We start from the raw sequence: 24620 nt of genomic DNA on the forward strand, positions 1-24620 counted from the left end.
TTTCTTTGCGGCGGCAAAGAAAAGTAGGTGCCGCCCCGCACAGGGGCGACGCCTGGAGCGAGCTAACAATTGGCGGATGCCATCGCAAAGGCCGAAAACACCGACCGGCGCAGCACGACCCACGAAGGCAAATCGCGGATGCCAGCGCAAACGCCGAAAACCCCAAACGGCGTCGCCAGCCAACCCTAACCCCAACCCCTACCCCTCCCTCCGCAACTCCGCCGATTCCCGAACCATGGCAATAAGCGCCCTCAACCCAGCGGGCACATGCTTGCGCCCAGGATAATAAAGACACAACCCATCCAGCGGCGGCGTCCAATCCTCCAGCACGCGAACCAGCGTCCCCGCCTGAAGATCCTCAGCGACCGTCCACTCGGACAGATAAGTCAGCCCAACCCCAGCCCGCGCAGCGCTCAACATTAACCCGGATTCATCAAGGGTCAACGCACCCTTGCCATCGATCCGCACCGTCTCCCCATGCCGCTCGAACTCCCATTGATAAATCGTGCCACTCGGCATCCGAGTCCGAATACAACGATGCTGACTCAACTCGTCAGGCGTACGCGGCGGCCGATGCCGCGCAAAATACGCCGGACTGCCGACCACGGCAAACCGCTGCTTATCCCCGAACGGCACCGCAATCATGTCCTGCGGCACCGTCTCCGCGAGCCGGATCCCCGCATCGAACCCCTCGATCACGATGTCGATCAGCCGCCCCTCCGTCACGATATCCAGCTTCATCTCCGGATAGCGCGCGAGGAACGCTATGAAAACAGGCATCGCCTGATGCGCCGCCCCCACGGCCGTGTTGATCCGCAAGGTGCCGCTCGGCGTGTCGCGAAAGCTGCCCGCCTGCTCCAGCGCGACGCGAATCGTCGACAACGCGGGCGCCACACTGTCGACAAACTGCGCCCCCGCCTCCGACAACGACACACTGCGCGTCGTGCGATTGAAGAGCCGCACGCCGATGCGCGCTTCGAGCGCCGCCACAGAATGGCTCAGTGCCGACGTCGAGACGCCCATCTCGTTGGCGGCGGCGCGGAAGCTCCGGTGACGCGCAACAGCTAGCACCGCTTCGAGTTCGCTCAGGCCGGTCGTCTTCATTATCCTGTTTTGCTCAATAGGTCATGTCTGATTGTACGGCTAGTCGCGTCAATCAGGCGCCGCTATCTTTATGGCACTGAAGGCAAGTCACGGGATACGCAGATGCACACAATCGACAGGATCTATATCGACGGCGCGTTCGTCACGCCGCACGGCGACGAATGGTTCGACCTTTTCAACCCCGCGACCGAGCGCGTGATCGGCCGTGTGCGTCTCGCGGACGCAAAGGATGCACGCGATGCAATCGCGGCAGCGAAGCGCGCGTTCCCGGCGTTTTCGCGCACCAGCAAACGCGCGCGCATCGACATGCTCAGGCGCATGCATGCCGCCGTCGTCGCGAAAGAGGACGAGCTCTACGAAGCGATCGTCGAAGAGTACGGCGCGCCCGTGTCGCGCGGCCGCTGGATGGCGCAGCACGCGAGCAATGTGCTGATCGAAGCGGCGAAGGTGCTGGAGCAGTACGAGTTCACGCGCCGCGCGGGCAGCGCGGAAGTCGTGATGCAGCCGCTTGGCGTCGCGGGGCTGATCACGCCGTGGAACAGCAATGCGGGCTTCATCTGCGGCAAGCTCGCGGCCGCGCTGGCGGCGGGCTGCACGACAGTCATCAAGCCGAGCGAAATGAGCGCGCTGCAGACGCAGATCGTCACGCAGGCGCTGCACGAGGCGGATCTGCCGCCCGGCGTGTTCAACATCGTGACGGGGCGCGGCGATTCCGTCGGCGCGCAGATCAGCTCGCATCCGGATGTCGCGAAGATTTCGTTCACGGGATCGACGGCGGTCGGCAAGACGATCCTGCGCACGGGCGCCGATACGCTCAAGCGCGTGACGCTCGAACTGGGCGGCAAGTCGCCCGCCATCGTGCTCGAGGACGCGGACTTCGAGCAGGCCGTGCCGCTCGCGATCAACGCAGGCTTCATGAACAGCGGGCAGGCATGCATCGCGGGTACGCGCATTCTGGTGCCGCGCCAGCGTCTCGCTGAGTTCGAGGCGCGCGTGCGCGACGAAGTGGCGTTGACGCAATCGGGCGATCCGCGCGATCCGCGCACCACCGTCGGGCCGATGGTCAGCCAGAAGCAATGGGAGCGCGTGCAGCGCTATATCGGCATCGGCATTGACGAAGGCGCGCGGCTGGTCGCGGGCGGCGAAGGGCGTCCCGACGGGCTCGATGCCGGCTGGTTCGTGCGGCCGACCGTCTTCAGCGACGTGACCAACGACATGACGATCGCGCGCGAGGAAATCTTCGGGCCGGTGCTGTCGATCATCGCGTACGGCGACACGGAAGAGGCGATCAGGATCGCCAACGACACCCACTACGGCTTGCAGGCGTACGTGTTCGGGCAGGACAGGGCGCGCGCGCACGAAGTGGCGTCGCGCATCGAGGCGGGACGCGTGCTCGTCAACACGCTGGCGCATGAGCCGGCTGCGCCGTTCGGCGGATTCAAGCAGTCGGGTATCGGCCGCGAATACGGCACATATGGCATCGAAGCGTTTCTCGAGCCGAAGGCGTTGCTCGGCGTGCTGTGAGCGTGCTGTGAGCGAGTCGTGACGCATCGAGCGCGGCGGTGAAGGACCGGGTGTCTTTCACCGCCTTTCTTTTGCTCGCGCGTGTTAGCGTAGGACGATCCCCATGCGCCGAGCCCGGACGGCGCGCGCCGCCCGTCGACGCACGCGATCGAGCCAGCACGCATGTGATACGTGAAAGCCTGCGTAAGCGAGCCCTTAGCGGCGAGCCTCCCATCGCGTGGGACGCGTTGTTATCGTTTCGGCATCTTCATTACTGCAACGGCAGCCGCCGTTCTGCCGATCGCCATGATCTCGCTCAAACGCATTTCTCTTCTCGCCGCGCTGGTCGCGCTGACCTGCGCCGCTCACGCGCAAGTGCCGCCTTCGTCCGATTTTCCGCCGCCGCACGACGGCACCGCGCATGACGGCCCGCCGCCGCATGGTCCGGGCTTCGCGGCGATCAACGATCTCGAGCATCTACAGCGTCTCTATGACATGAGCGGGCGCGATGCCGAGATGATTGCGGTTTATCACGACGTGCTGTCGAAGACGCACGATCCGGCATTGCGTCATTACGTGTATGTCGCGTTGGCGCGCAACCAGCTGAAGCCCGCCAACGTCGATCAGGCGATCGACACGATCCGCAAGAGCCTCGATGAAGATATCGACACGCTCGACAAGCAAGCTGTGCTGCGGCCAAAGCGCTGAAGCATGTCCCTGCTCGCTGCCCGCATCACGCGAGCAGCGAGATCAATCCTCCGATTGTCAGCCCTGCCGCGAGCCACTTGCCTGCGGTGTAGAAGCCGTTGCGCTCGTCGTGCGGCTGGTCCGGCCGCTCCAGTCCCAATGCGCCATAGGCGAATGCCTTCACCGGCGAGACGTTCGCGGGATTGGCTTCCGTGCTGCCCGTATCGTCCGTTGCGGTGGGGTCGTCGATGTCGCTATCGGTAACGGCCGAGTCCGGCGTGCCGTTGTCCGCTTCCGTTTGTGTGTTGTCCGTGCCTGCGTCAGTGGATGCCGTCGCCTGATCCGTAGCCTGCACACGCGAAGCCGCCGCCGCGCCTTCGGGCGAAATGCTGACCGTGACGCCCGGTTGCGCAGGTTTCGTCGCAGTGTTCTGCTTCCCTTCGTTCTGCTTTTGCGCGGCGCCGATCACATTGTTCACCGCGGACTGCGCGGCTTGCGCCGATGCTTCGCCGGACACGGAAGCGAGTTGCGTCGACGGCGTCGTCGCCGTCCCATATCCGACACTGCTTACCATTGCTCGCCTCCTTCAGTCGCGAATTCCAGTTGCACTGACGGTGCTAACGTCCAGTCGCGCGCGCAACTTGAGGCCTCGTAAGGCCCGGTAAGCAAGCCGGGCGCGCACGTCATGCGGCGATGTACACCCACGCATCGATGCCGGACTTCAGCGTGACGAGCACGCGCTTGTAGTCCGACACCTCGTATTCATCGGCGGCGAGTAGCTCCTGCTGGGTGATTTCGAAGACCGTGCCCGCCACTTCGTCGGCGGGATTGGCGCTGGGTCGCACCACGGGATGATGAGTCTTGCCGCTGATCTCCACGACCTTAGGATCGCCGATGGCAAGCAGCGTCTGCGCATAGCCTGGCAATGAATCGGGACGGCCCGCGAGCTCGCGGCCGAAGCTGGAAATCTGTACGTTGCGATCCTGCAGCGTGCCGTACGAGAACAGATAAACGATGCCGGGGGTGTTCAAGTGGCGCTCCTCGATTCGATTCGAAAAAGGAAAGTCTACCGTCGCGGCGTGATACACGCGCGCGACCGTCGCGCAACAGCCCGTCGCAAAAACGCGGGAAGCGAAAACTCTCCCTCGACTATCAGGCGCGCGGTGGATACGCCGGGTCGGTTGGCTTCGATTGGAGTGTGTGTTCAGCAAAAAGCTGGATGCGGGCGGGCGCTTCTTTACTGCGCGCTGATGTTGCTCTGACTTCGTTCCGGGTGTAACTAAAACAGCCCGAACATTCTGGCGTTCGAGCTGTTTTTTTAGCGCTTCGTTTCTTTCCCGTTACCGCTCTCGACGCGCTTCCTATTGCGACGCGCTGGTGTCGGCGGAAGGCGCCGCGATCATCGCCACGCCGCAAAACCAGCCATCGGAAGACGGCTCACGCGCTTGCCATTGCGCGCGTTTGCCCAGCACGTTATCGCATTGCACGGGCGGCACGAGATCTTGCGTCGTGGCCGTGCATTGCTGGACTTCGCGGCCGAGTGCCTGCGATTCGAATGGCTTCGGCTTGTCCGCGGGCTGGCTCACGGCGGCCAGATCCGTGTCGACGGGCCGCGGCGCGCGCGGTTCGTCCGGCGAAGGCTTGTGCAACTGCTCGCGAATCTCTTCGATGCGCGTCGAGTACCAGTCGCTCAGGCACGCGACATCCCTGCAGTTCTCTTCGCGCCACGCCCATTTGCTGTCGCTGTCTTTTCTGTACGCGCGACGGTCGGCGGCCTGGCGCTGTGCGAGCTTGAACAGCTTGCCGAGTTCGTCGTCTGCTCGCGACAGACCGTCGTCGTGGCAGATCAGCGTCTCGGCTGGCGAATGCGCCTTTGCGCAATTGAAGCTGGTGGCATGCGCGCTGGTCATCGCCAGCAGGCCGAGCGCGGCTACGGTGTATCGGTTGAGCTTCATCGTATGCGGATGGCTAGTGACACACGACAACGCATGTGACTGCGCTGATGCCCGCTGCCGCGCCGACCAGGCCGCCGAGCATGAAGGTCTGAAGCGATGTCGCGCATCCTTGCAGACACAGGATGGCCGCGAGCAGGATGGAAGCAGTGGTAAAGCGCATTGGCCCCTCGATGCAGATAGTCTCGATCTGCAAGCATAGGTGCCGTGCGCGTACGCATTCGGGCGAGCAACGGGCGATAAAGCCGGTTGCTTACGAGAAATTGCGCACGCGTCAGGATATGGAAGACATGGCGCGCCGAGCGGGAGCGGAGCGCGCACAAACGTTCAAGACTGTGCGCCGCCGCGCGCGATACGCTGGGTTCCGTACGGTAGATCCGGGTATTCAGCGTGAGGGCGACATGACCACTTCCACCACCGTAACCAGACCTCGGGTGCTTCCCGAGATTCGCGAAGCGACGTTCCCCAGCGATACTGCGCCGCTCGTCGCGATCGTTCGCGAATACGTGAGATGGCTCGCTATGGACCTGTCGTATCGCGGCTTCGAACAAGAGATGCAATCGTTCGAACAAACGTATACGTTGCCTTCGGGTATGTTCCTGATCGCGGAAGTTCCGACGGAGATAGCGGGCTGCGTCGGACTGCTGCGTCATTCGGATGAGGTCGCCGAAGTGAAGCGGCTTTACGTGCGGCCAGCATACCGTGGGTCCGCGCTCGGCGAGAAACTCATGCATGCATTGATCGACAAGGCGAAGTCGCTCGGCTTTGCAAAGCTCGTGCTAGATTCCGTACCTCAAACGGCTTTCGCGCAAATGCTCTACGAGCGTTTGGGTTTTGCAGAGACCTCTCCGTACTACGCGAATCCCGTTCCCGGTACGCGCTTTCTCGAACTCGTGCTCTGAAGCGCAAGACGGCGCGCGCCGCGAACGTTCATCGAACACACGTGCAAGGAATCCATGTCGTCGGCCAACTCACTGCTTCTCTCGCCAGGCGCACAGTCTCTGTTCGATGAATGGTGTATCGCCGATCTCGACCTCGCGCTGATGCTCAACCGCCTCGTGCTGAACGGCGACGACGTGCCGGAACATCTCGCCGATTACGCGCGGCATCAATGGCAAAGGCCGTCGGTGCAACGCTGGGTCCAGTTGCAGCGGCTGTCTCTTTGACGCACGGGCCGCGATTCATTTCCCACATAAAGGGAATAGGCGGTTGCGTTCGCGACATGAATTGCATCGAATGCAAGCTGCCCGCGACCGCAAACGTCAAATGTCAGGTAAAGCGGGCCGGCTGGCATTGACTGCCCGACTGTGCGAATCGATGTGAAGTATTAACCTCAGGCGTTTGCTGCCGTTATACATCGGCAGAGTGACCGAAACTGGCCTGAGTTGACAATGCTTTTCTCCCCGACGGAACAGACGTCCGACGCCGGATTTAGAAGCCGGTTTCACCGACGTTCGCTGGAACATCAGCGACCCCTTTCGACCGTGACGATGGCGTTTACCGTCGTCGCGTTCATCGCCTTCGCTTGCGCGCGCAGTCTCGTCTCCGGACCGGCCGTGCCGCTCGTGTGGCGGCTCGCGTGCGCGATCGTGCTTGCGCTGCTGGTCGCCGCGATTCCCCGGACCCGGCGCACGTCGGTATTCGGCGGCATCGGCGTGGCGTACACGCTCGTCCTGCTGGCGGGGCTCGCGTTGAATGTGGTCGGGCTCGAAGAGCCGCTGTTGTGGGCGCTGCCTGCGATCGTGGTGATCTCCGTCTGCGCCGCGCCGCTGTGGCTCACGCCTGCGCACTTCTGCATCGGCACCGCGCTGTTCTACGCCGCGGGCACGCCGCTGTTGCTGAACCTGCCCGACCCGCACGGCAACACCAGCGTCGTGTGCTGGATGTGGATACTGATCGCGGTGCCGACCTCGGCCGTGTTCCACTTTGGTTTCTACTGGTTCCGGCGCAATCACTTTTTGCTGGAAGACCGGCTCGCCCGCCTCGCCGCCACCGATCCGCTGACAGGCCTGCAAAACCGCCGCGCGTTTCTGGAGCAGGCGGCGATGCGTCTGTCCAAGCTGGATAGCGGCGCGAAGGTCAGCGCGATCTTTCTCGACATCGACTACTTCAAGTCGCTCAATGACCAGTTCGGCCATGCGGTCGGCGATCAGGCGCTGTCGGACGTGGCGCGCGTGCTGAAGGAACTGACGGCGGCGGCCGATATCGTGAGCCGTATCGGCGGCGAAGAGTTTGCGCTGTTGCACGACGCGGCGTTGCGTCCCGCCGCGCATCTGGCCGAAACGCTGCGCGCGGCGATCGGGCGCGTCGCGCGTCCCGATGGCCAGTTGAGCGCAAGCTTCGGCGTGGCGGAATACCGGCCGGGCGAAAGCGTGATGGCGCTGCTCGACCGCGCGGACGAGGCGCTGCTGCGCGCGAAGTATTCGGGACGCAACCGCGTGTGCGCGGAACGCGCGACGCTCGTCGACCCGGTGCGCCTGACGTGGACGCACGTCCACGCCGACGGCGATACGGCGTCGCAGCCGATTCGCCAGCAATGGGACGACTTCTGGCTGACCTCGCATTTCCAGCCGCTCTATAGCCTGTCGCATCAGAAGCAGGTCGGCTTCGAGGCCTTGTTGCGCGGCGAGCGCGAGGACGGCGCGCAGGTGCCGCCCGTCGAGCTGTTTTCCCCGAAGCCCTTCACCGATCAGGGCGAGCTGGACCGCACCAGCCACGTGCTGCATCTCAGCAATGCGCGCCGCCTGATACCGGACGACGCGTGGGTCTTCCTGAACATCCTGCCCGCGACCTTCGTCGCCGACGGCTATCCCGATCAACTCGCACAGATCGCGCGCTCGGCGGGCATTCCGTCCGAGCGCGTGGTGCTCGAACTGCTGGAGTCGCATGGCGGCAGCGTCGACGATATGTCGCGCGCGGCGGGTCAATATCGCGATCACGGCTTCCTGATCGCCGTCGACGATTTCGGCGCAGGCCATTCGAACCTCGACCGGCTGCTGCGTATCCGGCCCGACCTCGTGAAGCTGGACGGCGAACTGATCCGCGCCAAAAGCCCGGGTGCGGATCAGCCGATCCTGCCGAAGCTCGTCTCGCTGCTGCATCAGGCGGGCATGCTGGTCGTGGTCGAAGGCGTGGAGACCACTGAGCAGCTGATACTCGCCGTCGAATCGAATGTCGATTTCGCGCAAGGCTATTTGCTCGGCCGCCCTGCGCCGTCCGTTACGCCGCCCGATGCGGTGCACCGGCGCATCGATCACGCGTTCGACGTGATCGCCGAAGGGCGCGCGCATCAGCATGCGTTGTTCGAATCGGAAGTGCGGCCGTACCGGCAGGCGCTCGACGCGGGCGTCGATGCGTGGCTCAAGGGCGTGCCGCTCAACGACGCGTTCTATGATCTCGCGCAATTGGAGCTGTGCATCAGCTGCTTCGTGCTCGACGATACGGGCCGGCAAATCGGGCATGAGGTGCCGGGCAGGGCGTCCGGCATCGACGGCGGGTCATTGCATCCCGTCGCGAATCCGCGCGATGCGCGCTGGGACCACCGGCCGTATTTCCGCAATGCCGTGCTGCGGCCGGGCGTACCCATCACGAGCAGCCCGTATCTGTCGCTGGCGAGCGGCAGGCCGTGCATTGCCGTGACTGTCGCGTTGCAGTCCGCCGTGGGGCGCTGCGTGGTCGGCGCGGAGCTGGACTGGTCGCTGCAGCGTCTGCCGTGGCCGACGGCTGAGCATTGGTGATGGACGGGTTAGGGCAGAGCTATCTCGTTGCTGGCTGAATGCAGCTGGGCGAGCAGTGCGCAGGCCTGTTCATGGAGATCGGCGCCCGTGGGCCGCAGCGCGAAACGCGTCGATTCGGGCAGCCGCGCAAAATGCTTGCCCGTGCTGCGCGCATACGCGGGGTCGTAGTGCAGATCGATCAGCTGCTCGAATAGCTCGACACGGCGGTCTTCGTCGATCAGCTTGTGCCATTCGCCGATTCGCGCACGCCCATGCAATTCGACGAGCCGCGCGAGTTGCGACTTGAAGAGCGCACGGTCGTCGAACAGATGCGCGTAGTCCTCGAGCAGCAGGCGGATACGCTCGTCGCGCTCCGTGACCACGGCGACACACGAGCCGCGACGAATCTGTTCCGTCAATGAAGCGGGCAACGCGATGGACCCGATACGGCGGCTTTCCGCTTCGACGAACACGGGCCGTTTCGGATCGAAACGGCGCAACGCGCCGACGAGCGCGGTATCGAATGCTTTCTGCGTGGGTTGCGGCTCGTTGGGCAGCGTGCCGAGAATCGAGCCGCGATGCGCGGCGAGCGCTTCGAGGTCGAGGGTCTGCGCATCGGCCCTGGCGAGCGCATTCAGCAGACGTGTCTTGCCGCTGCCCGTGTGGCCCGCGAGCACGATATAGCTGAATTGCCGTGGCAGCGTATCGAGCAGTTCAACCACCTTGCACCGGTAGGTCTTGTAGCCGCCGTCCAGTTGCCGCGCGCGCCAGCCGATCAGATTCAACCACGTCGCCATCGACCCGGAACGCTTGCCGCCGCGCCAGCAATAGATCAGCGGACGCCAGTTGCGCGGGCGGTCCGCGAAGGTCGTTTCCAGATGCGCGGCGATGTTGCGCGACACCATCGCCGCGCCTTGCCGGGTCGCCTCGAACGGCGACACCTGCGCGTACATCGTGCCGATGATGACGCGCTCCTCGTTCGACAGTACGGGCGCGTTGATGGCGCCGGGAATGTGGTCCTCGGCGAATTCGAGTGGCGTGCGGACGTCGACGATTTCATCGAATTCCGCGATCTGGTCGAGCGTGACGAGAAGCGATTTCAAGGGCTGAAGCAAGAGGCCGCCGCGGCGCGGCGTACGGAACGATTATCGCATGCCGGGCTGTCTTTCCCGTTCCCGCCCGCGACGGGCCGTCGCAAGCGAATACCTCACGTTATGATGTAAAGTCACGGAAAGCGATGTAAGCTGATGGTGTGGAGGCGCAACATGTCGATTTCGTCGGTATTGCACTGGTGTTTCGGAACCCAGCGGCACCATAGGGGACTCGACCACGGCAACGGTGAATCGGGCGACGGCGAACACCGGGCGTTGGCGCGGCAGGACGAACGGCGGGAACTGCTGGACGAACTGCGCCGGCAGGCGTATCTGCACGATCTGCTGCGGCTCACGTGCGCGGATGTGATGCGCAAGCCGCCCGTCACGGTGACCGTCAATGAAAGCATCGGCGGCGCGCTGGCGGCGCTGGACGCGCACCATATCAAGCTGCTGCCCGTGGTCGGTGCCGAAGGGCGCCTCAAAGGCGTCGTCACGCACGTCGATCTGCAACCGCTGGACGAAGTCCTGCCTTTTCTCAAGCTCGCTTCCGACACCATCGCACCCGACAGCGAAAGGCGCGAATGGCCCGTCACGACCGTGATGTCGAGCCATGCACAGTACGTCGACGCAACGGCGCCGCTCACGGAAGTCATCCCGCTCTTCACGAAGAACGGCCATCATCATCTGCCCGTCGTGGATGAGGACGGGCGCGTCGTCGGCATGCTGACTCAGGCCGATATCGTCAAGCTCATGCTCGGCCATCCGGACAGCGTGTAAGCCCGCCGTTTATCCGGCCTCACGCGCTCAGGCGGCGCAGCGGTTCGCCGCGCGCGGCCAGTTGCCCGATCGCTTCGCCGATCGCGCCGCCCACCAGGATCACGGCCGGGCTGGCAATCTGTTGCGCCGCCGCACGCGCCGCGATGTCGCGCAGCGGCGCGCAGACCCGCTTCTCGCGCGACGTGCCGGCCCACTGCACGACGGCAGCGGGCGTCTCGGGCGCGAGCGTCTCGCCCAGGGCTTCGCTGATGCTGTCGATGCGGCTCGCGCCCATGTAGATTGCGAGCGTCATGCCCGTCGCCGCGAGCGTGGCCCAGTCGGGCTCGGTGCCGTCGCGCAGATGCGCGGTCACGAAGATCACGCCCTGGCAATGATCGCGATGCGTGAGCGACACGCCTAGCGCGGCCGCCGCCGCGAAACCCGACGAGATGCCGTTGACGATCTCGACGTCGATCCCCGCGTGCCGCAGGTCCGCGATCTCTTCGCCGGCGCGCCCGAACAAGAGCGCGTCGCCGCCCTTGATGCGCACGACGTGCTTGCCTTGCAGTGCGTAGCGGCGCATCAGGCGCTGAATGAACGCTTGCGGCGTCGACTTGCAGCCGCCGCGTTTGCCGACCTTGACGACGCGGGCATGCGGCGCTTTCAACGCGGCGATCTCGTCGTTCACGAGGTCGTCGATCAGCAGCACGTCGGCGGCTGCGATCGCCTTGGCCGCCCTGAAGGTCAGCAGATCGAGGTCGCCGGGTCCTGCGCTGACGAGTGTGACTTTGCCCGTGTTCATTCTGTTCTCCATCGTTTGATCGTCGATCATTGGCCGCCAATGCAAAACGGCGTCCCGTCCGTGCATGCACGAAGGGGACGCCGCTGTCCTGACTGATCCTGCCTGTTTTCCATGGCGGGCGCGCAACGCTGCGTGCCCACACTCGATTCGTTGCCGGCGCCTTTGCCGGCGAACACGTTATTGCAAGAACAAGGCCAGTGGTTTCGATGGGCGCGTATAGCATGCGCGCGAGGCGCGGCTGGCTTCGCTGGACGCTTTCTATGCGGAAAAGCACGGCGTGCGTGCAGGTCCGTGGGCCTCGCGCTCGCCGCACTCGCGCAGTGCTGCGACGCACCACGAGCGTGCCTGAAGGCATCATGTTGATACGCGCGGCGTGACCCGCCGGAACGTCTCGACGTCCGCAACCCTCCACCCGGCGTGGACTCGGGCGCATCGCCGCACATATGGCATAGCGCTTGCATCACCGAACCGCCGCGGCATCAACGATGAGCCGCTCTATGGCAAATCTTCGTAACATCGGATTGGACAACGGCGTCCCTTCGGTCTGGTCTCGCACCGGACTGTCGGGACGCCGTTTGCGTTTACTCACGACGGACGACGCACGACAAGCATCTGGAGACCACATGAAACAGCGCATCTCGACGTTGATCGATTTCTTTGTGCGAGACAAGGCGTCGACGAGTCCGCCCGCACACGGCGACGATGGCCCGCGTGACGGCGCGAGCATGCGACCCGAGCGCTTGAGAGACCGGCGTGCAACGCGCGCGCACAGGCGCCGCGGCGAGAGCTACAGGCCGGCACGCGCGGTACGCTGCGCCGGTTGAAACGGCATGACGCCGGCTTGCATGCCGACGTCCGTGAATCGTGACGGATTGTGACAATTCGTCTGTACGCCGCGCCTACACTGGGTTTTGGTCCACACACGCCGAAACTCAGCTTCCGCCATGACAGACGCCATTCAGCAGATCCAGAAGAACTACGACGATTGTCCGTATTACTCGTTTCCCTATCACCACAGCGCGCCTGAACATCTGGCGGCAGTCGCCTACGCGTTCGGCCTTTCCGCGCCCGACGTGCGCACGGCGCGCGTGCTTGAACTGGGATGCGCGGCGGGCGGCAATCTCATTCCGTTCGCGGTGCGCAATCCTCAGGCACGCGCGGTCGGAATCGATCTTTCCAGCACGCAGGTTCAAGACGGCTGCAGACGTATCGAGCGTTTGCAACTGGGCAACGTCGAACTGCTCCAGAAGGATCTGATGTCGGTGACAAAGACGTTCGGCCAGTTCGACTACATCCTGTGTCATGGCGTCTACAGTTGGGTGCCGGAGGCGGTGCAGCAGGCGATCCTGAACATCTGCCGCGAGAACCTGTCGGCTGACGGTATCGTCTACATTGGCTACAAGACCTATCCGGGCTGGAAAGCGCACGAGATCGTGCGCGATGCGATGCTGCTGCGCGCGCATGCGCAGGACGATGCCCATACGCGTCTCGCGCATGGGCGCGGCATGCTCGATTTTCTGCACAAGCACGCGCTGCGCAACAGTGTGCTCGCGCGCGCGGTCGAACAGGACCAGGAAACGGCTCAGACCTACGATGCCGCCTACGTGATCCACGACTTCCTGTCGCCGAACAACGCGCCTTGCTATTTCAAGGACTTTGCGGCGCGCGCGGAGTCGCACGGCCTCGCCTATCTGGCCGACGCCGAGCCGCCGCTGATGTTCGCGACCAACTACGGCGACGAGATTGCGCGGTTGCTGTTCAGCGAATGCGGACACAGCCAGGTGTTGCTCGAACAGTATCTGGACTTCGTCAGCGACCGCTCGTTTCGACGCTCGCTGCTCGTTCACAAGGAACGCGCCGGCGATATCAGCTATCAGATGCAGCACACACGGCTGCGCGAATTGCATGTGGCCGCGCAACTGGAATGCGCCGATGGCGAAGTGCGTATCGACGATTCGCCGCAGCGATTCGGCGCGTCCAATGGCAGCGTAGTCGTGTTCGACACGCCCGTCGCCAAGCTGGCCGCCGATGCGCTCGCGCGGGCATGGCCTTTCACGCTGGGTTTCGAGGAACTGCACCGCATGGCGCAGACGAGCTTGCCTGTCAGCGCCGAGGCGGGCAACGACACGGAAGGACAACTCGTCGCGTTCTTCAACGCGATCGTGGTTCAGGGCATCGGGCGTTATCGGGTGGCGCCGTACGTGCGTCAAGCGGAGAATCCATGCGTCGAACAGTCCGCCCGCGACTATCCCGCCGACCTGCCGCAAGGCCAGGCCGTGCACACCTTCAACGGATGGCACGAGCCCGTCCAGCTCGATCCCGTGGCGCAATACCTGTTGCCGCATATCGACGGCAGCCGGACGCGCGAGGCGCTGCTTGCGTTGCTCAAGCAGGCAGTCACGCAAGGCACGCTCGCGATTCCCCGCAAGGCATCCGCGGTCGATGCGCTCGACGACGAAGCGCTCGCAGCGGAACTGGACCGTGTGCTGGCGCTGCTGTGCGCGTGAATGTCTGCTACTGTTGACTGGTTCGCCAGCGCGCCCTACCAGGCGCGCGGCCCGTTGCGCCCGTTGCTCACGCAGAGGATCGTCATCATGCAGACACTGGAATGTGTGTTGCCCGCCGCCGCCGCGCTTGGAGAATGTCCGCGCTGGGACGAGCGGCGCGCGAAGCTGTGGTGGGTCGATATCAACGCGCCCGCGCTGAATAGCTTCGATCCGAAGACAGGCGAGAACAGCGCGATTCCGATGCCCGAGAACATCGGTTGCTTTTCGTTGACCGAGGACGATGGCTTCATCGCGGGCATGCGCACGGGCATCTTTCTGCTCGATGCGAAAGGGCAGGTCGTGCGCAAGCTGTGCGCGAACGCCGAGAACCCCGCAACGAGCCGTTTCAACGACGGCCGTTGCGACGCGCGCGGACGTTTCTGGCTCGGCACGCTCGACGAGCCGAAGGCGGGCGATGCGGCCGCGCTGTATCGCTACGCGAACGGCGCGTTGACGAAGATGGACGCGGGCCTGCTGACGTCGAACGGCATGGCGTTCAGCCCCGATTACCGCTGGTGCTACCACTCGGATACGCCGCGCTTCACGATCTACCGTCATCCGTACGACATCGACAGCGGCGAGGTCGGGCCGCGCGAAGACTGGGTGAAGTTCCAGCCGACGCCGACGGATCGCGGGCGTCCCGACGGCGCGTCGGTGGATAGCGAAGGCTACTACTGGTCGGCGTTGTACGAGGGCGGGCGCGTCGTGCGCATTTCGCCCGAAGGCAAGGTCGTCGAAGAACATCCGCTGCCCGCGCGCTGCCCGACGATGTGCGCGTTCGGCGGCGACGACCTGCGCACGCTTTACGTGACGACGGCCCGGCAGGGCCGTCCTGCTGAAGAGATCGAGCAGTACCCGCAATCGGGCGGCTTGTTCGCGATGCGCGTATCGGTGCCGGGTCTGATCGAAAAGCGCAGCGCGCTACGCGTGACGCAGTAAGCGCGGCGTCGCATCCGTCGCGAAAGGTTGGGTCGTGCGCGCTGCCGTTATCATATGCGCCTGTCCACGAACGCGATCGACCCCTTCAGCATGTCCAGCACTCCACGCACCACCAGGCGCGTATCCCCAACACGCAGCACGCTCGCGGGACCGCCGCGCATGTCCGACGTCGCGGCGCTGGCAGGCGTATCGAAGATGACCGTGTCGCGCGTGCTGGCTGGCCGCGGCGTCGCACCCGCGACACGCGAGCGCGTGCAGCGTGCGATCGACGAACTCGGCTACGTCGCGGACGCTGCGGCGGGCGCGCTGTCCTCCGGGCGCTCGGCGTTCGCCGCCGTGCTGGTGCCGTCGCTTGCCAGTTCCAATTTTTCCGACACCGTGCGCGGACTCACGGCCGCACTCGAACCTTACGGCTTGCAACTGCTGATCGGCGACACCGACTACGACCTCGAACGCGAAGAACGGCTGGTGCGTTCGATGCTGCGTCATCAGCCGCGCTGCATCGCGTTGACGGGCGCGCAGCACACGCCCGCGACGCGCGAGCTGCTGGTGCGCTCGGGCGTGCCCGTCGTCGAGATGTGGGATTTGCCCGCGACGCCGATCGACGCGGCCGTAGGCTTCTCCAACGCCAGAGCGGCACGCGAGATGGTGCGTTATCTCGCCGGGCGCGGCTATCGGCGCATCGGCTTTCTGGGTGGCGCGAGCGAGCTCGACAGACGCGGCATGGAGCGTCTGAGGGGCTATCTGCAGGAAGTGAAGGCGCAGGGCATGGGCGAGCCGCGCGTAGTGCGGCTGGGCGAGTCGCCCATCACGATGAGCCACGGCGCGCCCGCGCTCGAAGCGCTGCTGCAGCAATGGCCCGACACGGATGCCGTGATGTGCGTGAGCGACATGTCCGCGTTCGGCGCGATCATGCAGTGTCACCGGCGCGGCCTGTCGGTACCCGGCGACATCGCGATTGCGGGCTTCGGCAATTTCGAAATGTCGGCGTGCTGCACGCCCACCATCACGACCGTGTCCGTCGACGCCTACGGCATCGGCACGCGCACGGGCGAAACGCTGCTGGCCGCGCTGGCCGAAAGCGACAGTGCCGCGCGGCATGCATCGGCTCGCCCGGCGACCCGCAAAAGCGTGAAAATCGACTACACGGTGATCGCGCGCGAAAGCGCCTGACACGACTCGTCGCGGCCTTTCGTGCCGCGCGAATGCCGTGCTACCATGATCGGATGTTACCGATAACGTGCCGTACCCGATACGCCTTTGAAGCGGGGTGGAAGCACCCGCACGAAGCAACGGCGGCACAAGCAAACATGGAGACACGAGATGACGGAGAACACGCAAGCGCGCCGTCTGCGCAGCCAGGAATGGTTCGACGATCCTTCGCACGCGGACATGACGGCGCTGTATGTCGAGCGCTTCATGAACTACGGCCTCACGCGCGAGGAGTTGCAGTCGGGCCGGCCGATCATCGGCATTGCGCAGACGGGCAGCGATCTCGCGCCCTGTAATCGTCACCACATCGAGCTGGCCGCGCGCACGAAGGCGGGCATTCGCGACGCGGGCGGCATTCCGATGGAATTTCCGGTGCATCCGCTTGCCGAGCAGAGCCGCCGGCCAACGGCCGCGCTCGACCGCAATCTCGCGTATCTCGGCCTCGTCGAAATCCTGCATGGCTTTCCGCTCGACGGCGTGGTGCTGACCACGGGCTGTGACAAGACCACGCCCGCGTGCCTGATGGCGGCCGCGACGGTCGACATGCCCGCTATCGTGCTGTCGGGCGGCCCGATGCTCGACGGCTGGCATCAAGGCAAGCGCGTTGGCTCCGGCACGGTGATCTGGCACGCGCGCAATCTGCTCGCGGCGGGCGAGATCGACTATGAAGGCTTCATGGAACTGACGACGGCCTCGTCGCCTTCCATCGGGCACTGCAACACGATGGGCACGGCGCTGTCGATGAACAGCCTTGCGGAAGCGCTCGGCATGTCGCTGCCCGGCTGCGCGAGCATTCCCGCTGCGTACCGCGAGCGCGGCCAGATGGCGTATGCGACGGGCAAGCGTATCGTCGAGATGGTCCGCGACGATCTGAAGCCTTCGCGCATCATGACGAAAGAGGCCTTCGAGAACGCGATCGTCGTGGCGTCCGCGCTGGGTGCGTCGAGCAATTGTCCGCCGCATCTGATCGCGATCGCGCGGCATATGGGCATCGAACTGAGTCTCGCGGACTGGCAGCGTGTCGGCGAGCAGGTGCCGTTGCTGGTCAATTGCATGCCCGCTGGCGACTATCTCGGCGAGAGTTTTCATCGCGCGGGCGGCGTGCCTGCCGTCATGCACGAGCTGACCGAAGCGGGCCTCATACACGAATCGTGCATGACGGTGTCGGGCCGCAGCATTGGCGATATCGCGGCGCGTTCGGCGACAGGCGATCGCGACGTGATTCGCACGACAGCCGAGCCGCTCAAGCATGGTGCGGGTTTCATCGTGCTGTCGGGCAACTTCTTCGACAGCGCGATCATGAAGATGTCGGTGGTCGGCGAAGCGTTCCGGCAAACCTATCTGAGCGAGCCGGGCCAGGAGAATACATTCGAAACGCGTGCGATCGTGTTCGAGGGTCCCGAGGACTATCACGCGCGCATCAACGATGCGTCGCTGGAAATCGACGAGCACTGCATGCTCGTCATTCGCGGCGCGGGCACGGTCGGTTATCCGGGCAGCGCGGAAGTGGTCAACATGGCGCCGCCCGCGGAACTCGTGCGCCAGGGCATCACGTCCTTGCCTTGCATGGGCGACGGACGGCAGAGCGGCACGTCGGCGAGCCCCTCCATTCTCAACATGTCGCCGGAAGCGGCTGTCGGCGGGGGGCTCGCGCTGTTACGCACGAACGACCGCATTCGCGTCGATCTCAACGCGCGCAGCGTGCAACTGCTCGTCGATGAAGACGAACTGGCGCGCCGGCGCGCCAGCATGAAGTTCGACATTCCGCCAGCGCAAACGCCGTGGCAGGAGTTGTATCGTCAGACGGTCGGGCAGCTTTCGACAGGTGGCTGCCTCGAACCCGCGACGCTCTATCTGAAAGTGATCGCCGAGCGCGGGAATCCGCGCCATTCGCATTGACAAACCATGATTGGAGACGCGCTTCATGACAGCATCGAACGAAACGAACTATCTTCCCGACGACCTCGACCGCGCATTGCTGGTTGGCCGCGTGTGGCGCAAGACGGACGGGCATGAAGGGCCGAGCGTCGTAGCCGTGCGCAACGGCGACGTGTTCGACATTACACCGAGCGCGCCGACCACGGCTGATCTCTTCGAACGCGACGACGCCGTCGAGATCGCTCGCCATGCGCCGGGCGAACGGCTCGGCAGCGCAGCCGAACTGATCGCCGCGAGCCTCGCGAACGACGCGTCGGCGAGCGCGCAACTGCTCGCGCCCTGCGACGTGCAGCCCATCAAGGCATGCGGCGTCACGTTCGCGGTGAGCCTGATCGAGCGGGTGATCGAAGAGCAGGCGGGCGGCGATCCCGCGAAGGCCGACGAAGTGCGGCAGACGATTGCAACCGTGATCGGCACGGACCTCTCGAAGATCAAGCCCGGCTCGGAAGCGGCGGCGCGTCTGAAGGCGGAACTCGAGCGGCGCGGCGCGTGGTCGCAATACATGGAAGTCGGCATCGGCCCGGACGCGGAAGTGTTTTCGAAGTCGCAACCGATGTCGTCCGTAGGGTTCGGCGCGGACGTCGGCCTGCTCGCGGCATCGACATGGAACAACCCCGAGCCGGAGATCGTACTGGCCGTCAACAGCAAGGCTGTGATCGTCGGCGCGACGCTCGGCAACGATGTGAACCTGCGCGATATCGAAGGGCGCTCGGCATTGCTGCTCGGCAAGTGCAAGGACAACAACGGCTCGTGTTCGATCGGACCGTTCATACGGCTCTTCGACGGCGACTTCACGCTGGATACCGTACGGCGCACGAGCGTGTCGCTGCGCGTCGAAGGCGCCGACGACGGCTTTCTGCTCGAAGGCGTGAGCCATATGTCGGAGATCAGCCGCGATCCCGCCGATCTGGTCGCGCAGACCTGCGGCAAGCATCATCAGTATCCCGATGGCTTCATGCTGTTCCTCGGCACGATGTTTTCGCCGATCAAGGACCGCGACGCGGAAGGCGGCGGCTTCACGCATCACCTCGGCGATATTGTGACGATTTCGACGCCGCAACTCGGCGCGTTGCGCAACACGGTGCAACTGTGCACGGAGATTACGCCGTGGACCTTCGGCGTGCGCGCGCTGTACGCGAATCTCGCGGCGCGCGGGCTGCTCGGTTCGGGCGTGCAATACCCTTAGAATGCATGTTGAAATGGATTGCGTTCAACGCAGCGAGGCGCACAGATAGCGCCGTTTTCAACGGAGAGGATGTTGTGCAATTTCTGAATCGCACGGTTGCCTCGAGCAATCGCGTGCTGCCAATGCTGTGTGTCGCGCTGGCGTTGTGCGCCGGTGCGGCCAACGCCACGCCGGCCGCGCCCAAGGGTAGCGAGGCTCATGAGGCAAGCGCCGCGGCAACGCCCGACCGCTTCACCGCCGACGACCCCGTCAAGGTGCGCGACATGCTCGCGAGCCAGATGCCCCCGGCCGCGTCGGACTCGCTGACCACTCGCATCCGCAAGTTCGCACGCGAGCCCTACGACCGCATCGTGCGCGGTCATGCGGCGGGGGCCGAAAATGGGCAGCGCACTTTCCTGTTCATGATTCCGGCGCCGCACGGCATTCTGTATCGCTCGAATACGCATGTGCTGAGTGTGAACGTGCCGCTTGCCAGCGACGAGGATCCCGACGCGATCCAGCTCTACCAGAGCGTCGCCGGCCCGAGCGGGCGCGGTCTCGTGATCGCGCCCGATGCGAAGGCCAAGGGTTTTATCCAGAAGATCGATTCGATCGAACTGGCGACGCAAGGCAAGCCGAAGACGACGGCGCGCGGGCGTCTGACCGTCCCGCAAGCAGTCTTCGAGCAGGCCGACAACAGCTTTGCGATCGTACTTGTCTGCACGCTCGAACCGCCGTATCTGACTGAAACGCGGGAGCACAGCGATCCCACCGACGAAGAGCCCACCGATATCACGCGCCGCACATCGACGCTGCATGCGAACGTTCAGGCTGTCTGGCTGGTGAACCAGAAAGACGGCACAGTGATTGGCAAAGGGCTGCGGCTCGCGAAGTAGCGGCGCAACCGGACGCGATGCGCGTCCGCGTGCATGTCGGAAACGCCGCACGCATTTCCGGAAAAGGCCTGCGTACCCTTCTGCGACTTTTTCTTTCTGATGCGGTAAGGTATTACGTTTCCTGTTACAGCAGCGGCAGTCCTTCGCAACATTTCACATCGGAGAATAAGCTATGAAGGCAAAGTGGGCAGCAGTTCTGATCGCGGCATCGACGTTCGGCGTGATGGCAGGCCAGGCAAGCGCGCAAGTGGCGGGCTCGCAGACCATTGGCGTGAGCGTCGAGCAGGAATCGATCATCGTCAACGGCTGGAGCGCGAAGAAGGGCCTGCTTGGCAAGCCGATCTACAACGAGCAGGGCCAGAAGGTCGGTGTACTGCACGACATCATCATCGCGCCGGACAATGCGGCTTCGTTCGCGATCGTCGCCGCGCATCAGTTCCTCGGCGTATCGCAGCATGACGTCGCCGTGCCGTTCTCGCAAATCGACTTCACGGGCGGCAAGCTCGTGTGGGCAGGCGCGACCAAAGACGCTGTGAAGGCCATTCCGGCGTTCCAGTACGCGAAGGTCCGCGCAACGCCGATCGCTCGCAAGGAATACAGCGAGCATCACTAAGCGCGTCATGCGGTTCGCTTCGAACTGGAGCGAACCGTGAGCATAAAAAAACGCGGCAGCCCTTGGGCTGCCGCGTTTCGTTTGGGGCGCTGCCGCGCCCATATTGGGCGGCGGCGATGCCGATCAGCTGCGTTCGAGGAACGGGCGCAGCTTGTCCGCACGGCTCGGGTGATTGAGCTTGCGGATCGCCTTGCCCTCGATCTGGCGGATACGTTCGCGCGTCACGTCGAACTGGCGGCCCACTTCTTCGAGCGTCAGTTCCGACGCCGTGTCGATGCCGTAGCGCATGCGCAGCACCTTCGCTTCACGCGGCGTGAGCGCGTCGAGCGCTTCGTCGATCGCGCGGCGCATGTTCGCGTGCACGGCGGCGTCGGCGGGCGACGTCGCGGACGTGTCTTCGATCATGTCGCCGAGCGTCGTGTCGGCGTCTTCGCCCACGGGCGAATCCAGCGAAGCCGGATTCTTCGCGATCTTCAGGATGCTGCGGATCTTCGCTTCGGGCATGTCCATGCGCTCGGCGAGTACCGACGGATGCGGCTCTTGCCCCGTCTGCTGGACGATCTCGCGCTGGATGCGGTTCAGCTTGTTGATCGATTCGATCATGTGAACGGGCACGCGAATGGTGCGCGCCTGGTCAGCGATCGCGCGCGTGATGGCCTGACGGACCCACCACGTCGCATACGTCGAGAACTTCCAGCCGCGACGGTATTCGAACTTGTCCACTGCCTTCATCAGGCCGATGTTGCCTTCCTGGATCAGGTCGAGGAAGTGCATGCCGCGATTCACATACTTCTTCGCGATCGAAATGACCAGACGCAGGTTCGCTTCGATCATCTCGCGCTTGGCCTGGCGCATCTTGCCTTCGGCCGAGCCAAGCTGCTTGTTGATCTGCTTGAGCTGCTGCAGCGGTAGCGCGATCGACGCTTCGATGTCGACCAGCTTCTGCTGTTCCGACTGGATGGCAGGCAGGTGACGCTCGAGCGCCGGACCGTACGACTTCGACTTCGCGGCGACGCGCATCGTCCAGTCGAGATCGGTTTCGTTGCCCGGGAACGACTCGACGAACGCTTCGCGCGGCATGTCGCAGCGGTCCACGGCGATCTGCAGGATGTTGCGTTCGATCGCGCGAACCTGCGCGACCTGCGCCTGCACTTCCGCGCACAGGCGGTCGATGGTCTTCGCCGTGAAGCGGATCGGCGTCAGTTCCTGCTGGATCGACTCGCGCAGGTTAGCGATGGCCGTTGCGCGGCGCTTGTCCGTGACGGGCATGTCGGGCACGCTGGCGAAGAGGTCGCGCACGCGCTGGAAGATCGCGAGGCTGTCCGCCGTCAGTTGTTCGAGGCGCGCGGCGTTGGCTTTTTCGCCGCCGTCGTCCGACAGGTCGCCGTCTTCGTCGTCCGAATCTTCGTCCGAGGCGCTCGCTTCCAGTTCTTCTTCCGCGGCGGCGTCGGCTGCTTCGTCGTCGAGTTCCGCGGCCTCGCTCGTGTCGCTGATGCCGTCGACCAGTTCGTCGATGCGGATTTCACCCGCGACGACGCGGTCCACGTCCGCGAGAATCGTCGAGATGATGGACGGGCACATCGCGATGGCTTGCACCATGTCCTGCAGGCCGCCTTCGATGCGCTTGGCGATTTCGATTTCACCGGCGCGCGTGAGCAGCTCGCTCGCACCCATTTCACGCATATACATGCGGACCGGGTCGGTGGTGCGGCCGAATTCGGAGTCGACCGTGGACAGCGCGACTTCCGCTTCCTCATCGGCCTGATCGTCCGATGCGGCAGCCGAGGGGCCGTCGTTCAGAAGCAGCGTTTCCGCGTCGGGTGCTGTTTCGTACACGGAGACGCCCATCTCGCCGAACGTGCTGACGATGGTTTCCATCGCGGCCGTTTCGGTGAAATTGTCGGGCAAGTGGTCGTTGATGTCGGCGTGCGTCAAATAGCCGCGCTCGCGTCCCAGCGCGATCAGCGCGCGCATCTGGCGTTGACGCTCTTCAACGAGAGATTCCAGCAAGGCCGCATCTTGCGGCGCGGCGGCGGGCTGCGCCTTCGCCTTTGCTGCGCGCTTGGGCGCCTTCGTTGCAGTGATGGTTTCGAACTGGGAGTTGTCCCGGTCAAGCTTTGCCAATACGTTCTCCTCGGCAGGCTGTTTCGCATCCCCGCGCGCGCACCCGCGGCAGGCGGGCTGACCTGTCGGATCGTGAGGTGTGGGCGGGGTGTTGCACGAATCGATTGACGCGGAACGGTGTGCTCGAAGCCACTGGCGAACGCTGGCATGCCAGCAGGTTCACCCGGCTTCCGCGCAGTGCCTTCCAGTTAGGACGCAATTCGACGCGTGCTGAAAAGTGAATCTGCGAGTATAGCAGAAAAGGTGGTGCAATGCACCAGGTTTATACAGTTGCCGATGCCCGGTTCTGGTGCATGCGGGGTCACTGCCGATCGCGCGACAGGTCGGACGCGACAATGCCGGCGAGCGCCGCCACCAGCAGGCACCCGACCGTCAGCAGCGTCTCGGCGAGGGCCACGGACACATGCTCGGGCCCGATTACCGCGAACGCGCCGACCATCAGCCCGACGGCCGACAGCGCGAACATCGTCCATGGCGTGCTGCCGTGTTTCGCGGCATCCCGCGCGACGCAGGTCGCGTCCTGCGCGCGTTCGGGCTCGGAAGCGGTAGACGGAGTGCTCACGGCGGAAGCTTCAGACGACGTAGAGATAGAACCTATCTTATGCGACGCATCGTTCATTTCGACAACGTGTTTCTTTCGAACCGGTAACGGGGCAAGACGGGCGTAGGCCGTAGGCGGCAGCCGCGCTGCGAGATCCATCATGTTATGACACGACGGCAACGGCGTCAGCGGGCAATGCGCGCGATGTGCAGAAGTACAACGTCAAGGTGACGAGCCAGTCCCCCATGTCGCGCTGCCCAGGGCGCCCCCTCACCGTTTGCCCCTTCCATATTTGAGAGGCGGCGTATCAGTTTTGCGGGTTCCCGTTTTCATGCCGATGCGCCAAAGTTGCGCCACATCGTCCTGATCAACCAAGAGAACAAGATGTCGACCGTCAAGAACCCGATTGAAAACCACATCGAATCCCGCGTCTCCGCCAACCATTTCGATGCCGCGCGCCTTCTGGCCGACCACGAAATCGAAGAACTGATTCGCCTTGCGACAAAGGCACCTTCGGCATTCAACCTTCAGAACTGGAAGTTTGTCGCGGTTCGCACCGCCGACGCGAAGGCTCGTCTGTTGCCGCACGCGTATGGGCAACAGAAGGTCGTCGACGCGGCGGTCACGTTCATCGTCTGCGGCACGCTCGAGCCGCACCGGACCCTGCCGGTTGCGCTTCAGCCGTCTGTGAGCGCCGGGCTGATCAATGAAGCGACCCGGGACGGCTGGATCGGTGCCGCGCGCTCGATGTATCAGGACAACCCGGCGCGCCAGCGCGACGAGGCGATCCGCTCGGCGTCGCTTGCCGCGATGACGTTGATGCTCGCGGCGCAGGGGAAGGGACTCGCGTCCGGCCCGATGATCGGCTTCGATCCGGTCGGCGTCGCACGCGAATTTGGACTCGCGTCGACCGACGTGCCCGCGATGCTCGTCACCGTCGGCTATCCCGCGCCGGGGAACTGGCCGCAAAAGCCACGCAGGCCCGTTGCCGACGTATTGCTGTTCGCCTGATCCGGCGCGCCCAGAGGAAAG

At 64.3% G+C, this 24620-nt stretch carries 22 protein-coding genes and 1 pseudogene; 14 read left to right on the forward strand and 9 right to left on the reverse strand.

Annotated features, from left to right (window positions below):
• Nucleotides 1-198: 198 nt before the first annotated feature.
• Complete coding sequence (locus KFO72_RS24105) at nucleotides 199-1104, reverse strand: LysR family transcriptional regulator (RefSeq protein ID WP_225033204.1); 906 nt, start codon at nucleotides 1102-1104, stop codon at nucleotides 199-201.
• A gap of 102 nt (nucleotides 1105-1206) precedes the next feature.
• On the opposite strand from KFO72_RS24105, the gene KFO72_RS24110 reads away from it, so the two are divergent.
• Nucleotides 1207-2628 (forward strand): aldehyde dehydrogenase family protein, encoded by a 1422-nt coding sequence (locus KFO72_RS24110; RefSeq protein WP_225033205.1) that lies wholly within the window; start codon nucleotides 1207-1209, stop codon nucleotides 2626-2628.
• Between the two features lie 285 nt (nucleotides 2629-2913).
• Nucleotides 2914-3315, forward strand: coding sequence for a hypothetical protein (locus KFO72_RS24115; protein ID WP_225033206.1), 402 nt, complete (start codon nucleotides 2914-2916; stop codon nucleotides 3313-3315).
• Between the two features lie 25 nt (nucleotides 3316-3340).
• Here the strand turns inward: KFO72_RS24115 and KFO72_RS24120 are convergent, their stop codons facing one another.
• The 4 genes from KFO72_RS24120 to KFO72_RS24135 form a co-directional block, all read right to left on the reverse strand.
• Complete coding sequence (locus KFO72_RS24120; RefSeq protein ID WP_225033207.1) at nucleotides 3341-3868, reverse strand: hypothetical protein; 528 nt, start codon at nucleotides 3866-3868, stop codon at nucleotides 3341-3343.
• Nucleotides 3869-3977: 109 nt separating this feature from the next.
• Nucleotides 3978-4325, reverse strand: a complete 348-nt coding sequence (locus KFO72_RS24125) for a gamma-glutamylcyclotransferase family protein (protein WP_060603721.1) — start codon at nucleotides 4323-4325, stop codon at nucleotides 3978-3980.
• Between the two features lie 330 nt (nucleotides 4326-4655).
• On the reverse strand, nucleotides 4656-5249 hold the full coding sequence (locus KFO72_RS24130) for a lysozyme inhibitor LprI family protein (RefSeq protein ID WP_225033208.1): 594 nt from the start codon (nucleotides 5247-5249) through the stop codon (nucleotides 4656-4658).
• Nucleotides 5250-5262: 13 nt separating this feature from the next.
• Nucleotides 5263-5409, reverse strand: a complete 147-nt coding sequence (locus tag KFO72_RS24135; protein WP_007745195.1) for a hypothetical protein — start codon at nucleotides 5407-5409, stop codon at nucleotides 5263-5265.
• A 238-nt stretch (nucleotides 5410-5647) separates the two neighbouring features.
• Between KFO72_RS24135 and KFO72_RS24140 the strand changes: the two genes are divergently transcribed.
• The 3 genes and pseudogenes from KFO72_RS24140 (at nucleotide 5648) to KFO72_RS24150 (ending at nucleotide 8983) form a co-directional block, all read left to right on the forward strand.
• Nucleotides 5648-6148: a GNAT family N-acetyltransferase gene (locus KFO72_RS24140; protein WP_225033209.1), complete on the forward strand. Its 501-nt coding sequence runs from the start codon at nucleotides 5648-5650 to the stop codon at nucleotides 6146-6148.
• Nucleotides 6149-6169: 21 nt separating this feature from the next.
• Nucleotides 6170-6412, forward strand: a pseudogene (locus KFO72_RS24145) (glutathione S-transferase); the annotation flags it as partial.
• Nucleotides 6413-6637: 225 nt separating this feature from the next.
• The gene (locus KFO72_RS24150; protein WP_107200646.1) at nucleotides 6638-8983 is read left to right on the forward strand and encodes a bifunctional diguanylate cyclase/phosphodiesterase; all 2346 of its coding nucleotides are present in this window, start codon (nucleotides 6638-6640) and stop codon (nucleotides 8981-8983) included.
• Nucleotides 8984-8991: 8 nt separating this feature from the next.
• Here the strand turns inward: KFO72_RS24150 and mnmH are convergent, their stop codons facing one another.
• A complete protein-coding gene (gene mnmH / locus KFO72_RS24155; RefSeq protein WP_225033210.1) occupies nucleotides 8992-10065 on the reverse strand; it encodes a tRNA 2-selenouridine(34) synthase MnmH in 1074 nt (357 codons plus the stop codon).
• A 162-nt stretch (nucleotides 10066-10227) separates the two neighbouring features.
• On the opposite strand from mnmH, the gene KFO72_RS24160 reads away from it, so the two are divergent.
• Complete coding sequence (locus KFO72_RS24160; protein WP_225033211.1) at nucleotides 10228-10833, forward strand: CBS domain-containing protein; 606 nt, start codon at nucleotides 10228-10230, stop codon at nucleotides 10831-10833.
• Between the two features lie 19 nt (nucleotides 10834-10852).
• Here KFO72_RS24160 and cobA read toward each other — a convergent pair whose 3' ends face one another.
• On the reverse strand, nucleotides 10853-11614 hold the full coding sequence (cobA, locus tag KFO72_RS24165) for a uroporphyrinogen-III C-methyltransferase (RefSeq protein ID WP_054932678.1): 762 nt from the start codon (nucleotides 11612-11614) through the stop codon (nucleotides 10853-10855).
• Between the two features lie 944 nt (nucleotides 11615-12558).
• On the opposite strand from cobA, the gene KFO72_RS24170 reads away from it, so the two are divergent.
• From KFO72_RS24170 to KFO72_RS24200, 7 genes are all read left to right on the forward strand, one after another.
• Nucleotides 12559-14121, forward strand: coding sequence for a methyltransferase regulatory domain-containing protein (locus KFO72_RS24170; protein WP_225033212.1), 1563 nt, complete (start codon nucleotides 12559-12561; stop codon nucleotides 14119-14121).
• On the forward strand, nucleotides 14122-15099 hold the full coding sequence (locus tag KFO72_RS24175; RefSeq protein WP_225033213.1) for an SMP-30/gluconolactonase/LRE family protein: 978 nt from the start codon (nucleotides 14122-14124) through the stop codon (nucleotides 15097-15099).
• Between the two features lie 159 nt (nucleotides 15100-15258).
• A complete protein-coding gene (locus KFO72_RS24180; protein WP_060603708.1) occupies nucleotides 15259-16272 on the forward strand; it encodes a LacI family DNA-binding transcriptional regulator in 1014 nt (337 codons plus the stop codon).
• A 150-nt stretch (nucleotides 16273-16422) separates the two neighbouring features.
• Entirely contained in the window at nucleotides 16423-18210 is a 1788-nt protein-coding gene (locus KFO72_RS24185; RefSeq protein WP_225033214.1) for an IlvD/Edd family dehydratase, read from the forward strand.
• Nucleotides 18211-18235: 25 nt separating this feature from the next.
• Nucleotides 18236-19435, forward strand: coding sequence for a fumarylacetoacetate hydrolase family protein (locus tag KFO72_RS24190; protein ID WP_225033215.1), 1200 nt, complete (start codon nucleotides 18236-18238; stop codon nucleotides 19433-19435).
• 74 nt (nucleotides 19436-19509) lie between these two features.
• Complete coding sequence (locus KFO72_RS24195; protein ID WP_225033216.1) at nucleotides 19510-20310, forward strand: hypothetical protein; 801 nt, start codon at nucleotides 19510-19512, stop codon at nucleotides 20308-20310.
• Between the two features lie 172 nt (nucleotides 20311-20482).
• Complete coding sequence (locus KFO72_RS24200) at nucleotides 20483-20923, forward strand: PRC-barrel domain-containing protein (RefSeq protein WP_054932656.1); 441 nt, start codon at nucleotides 20483-20485, stop codon at nucleotides 20921-20923.
• A gap of 123 nt (nucleotides 20924-21046) precedes the next feature.
• On the opposite strand, the gene rpoD is transcribed toward KFO72_RS24200, so the two are convergent.
• On the reverse strand, nucleotides 21047-23047 hold the full coding sequence (rpoD, locus tag KFO72_RS24205; RefSeq protein ID WP_060603700.1) for an RNA polymerase sigma factor RpoD: 2001 nt from the start codon (nucleotides 23045-23047) through the stop codon (nucleotides 21047-21049).
• A gap of 301 nt (nucleotides 23048-23348) precedes the next feature.
• On the reverse strand, nucleotides 23349-23609 hold the full coding sequence (locus tag KFO72_RS24210) for a hypothetical protein (protein WP_225033217.1): 261 nt from the start codon (nucleotides 23607-23609) through the stop codon (nucleotides 23349-23351).
• A gap of 363 nt (nucleotides 23610-23972) precedes the next feature.
• On the opposite strand from KFO72_RS24210, the gene KFO72_RS24215 reads away from it, so the two are divergent.
• Nucleotides 23973-24599, forward strand: coding sequence for a nitroreductase family protein (locus KFO72_RS24215; RefSeq protein WP_176053007.1), 627 nt, complete (start codon nucleotides 23973-23975; stop codon nucleotides 24597-24599).
• Nucleotides 24600-24620 lie beyond the last annotated feature (21 nt).

This window comes from Paraburkholderia sp. XV, assembly GCF_020177535.1.
Lineage (GTDB): Bacteria > Pseudomonadota > Gammaproteobacteria > Burkholderiales > Burkholderiaceae > Paraburkholderia > Paraburkholderia caribensis.

Excerpts from the sequence above, each read along its gene's own strand:
- KFO72_RS24115 (WP_225033206.1), top strand. The coding sequence starts at position 2,914 with ATGATCTCGCTCAAACGCATTTCTCTTCTCGCCGCGCTGGTCGCGCTG.
- KFO72_RS24215 (WP_176053007.1), top strand. The coding sequence starts at position 23,973 with ATGTCGACCGTCAAGAACCCGATTGAAAACCACATCGAATCCCGCGTC.
- KFO72_RS24130 (WP_225033208.1), bottom strand. The coding sequence starts at position 5,249 with ATGAAGCTCAACCGATACACCGTAGCCGCGCTCGGCCTGCTGGCGATG.
- KFO72_RS24120 (WP_225033207.1), bottom strand. The coding sequence starts at position 3,868 with ATGGTAAGCAGTGTCGGATATGGGACGGCGACGACGCCGTCGACGCAA.
- KFO72_RS24140 (WP_225033209.1), top strand. The coding sequence starts at position 5,648 with ATGACCACTTCCACCACCGTAACCAGACCTCGGGTGCTTCCCGAGATT.
- KFO72_RS24200 (WP_054932656.1), top strand. The coding sequence starts at position 20,483 with ATGAAGGCAAAGTGGGCAGCAGTTCTGATCGCGGCATCGACGTTCGGC.
- KFO72_RS24110 (WP_225033205.1), top strand. The coding sequence starts at position 1,207 with ATGCACACAATCGACAGGATCTATATCGACGGCGCGTTCGTCACGCCG.
- cobA (WP_054932678.1), bottom strand. The coding sequence starts at position 11,614 with ATGAACACGGGCAAAGTCACACTCGTCAGCGCAGGACCCGGCGACCTC.
- KFO72_RS24150 (WP_107200646.1), top strand. The coding sequence starts at position 6,638 with ATGCTTTTCTCCCCGACGGAACAGACGTCCGACGCCGGATTTAGAAGC.
- KFO72_RS24170 (WP_225033212.1), top strand. The coding sequence starts at position 12,559 with ATGACAGACGCCATTCAGCAGATCCAGAAGAACTACGACGATTGTCCG.
- KFO72_RS24190 (WP_225033215.1), top strand. The coding sequence starts at position 18,236 with ATGACAGCATCGAACGAAACGAACTATCTTCCCGACGACCTCGACCGC.
- KFO72_RS24135 (WP_007745195.1), bottom strand. The coding sequence starts at position 5,409 with ATGCGCTTTACCACTGCTTCCATCCTGCTCGCGGCCATCCTGTGTCTG.
- KFO72_RS24105 (WP_225033204.1), bottom strand. The coding sequence starts at position 1,104 with ATGAAGACGACCGGCCTGAGCGAACTCGAAGCGGTGCTAGCTGTTGCG.
- KFO72_RS24175 (WP_225033213.1), top strand. The coding sequence starts at position 14,122 with ATGTCTGCTACTGTTGACTGGTTCGCCAGCGCGCCCTACCAGGCGCGC.
- KFO72_RS24180 (WP_060603708.1), top strand. The coding sequence starts at position 15,259 with ATGTCCGACGTCGCGGCGCTGGCAGGCGTATCGAAGATGACCGTGTCG.
- KFO72_RS24160 (WP_225033211.1), top strand. The coding sequence starts at position 10,228 with ATGTCGATTTCGTCGGTATTGCACTGGTGTTTCGGAACCCAGCGGCAC.
- KFO72_RS24185 (WP_225033214.1), top strand. The coding sequence starts at position 16,423 with ATGACGGAGAACACGCAAGCGCGCCGTCTGCGCAGCCAGGAATGGTTC.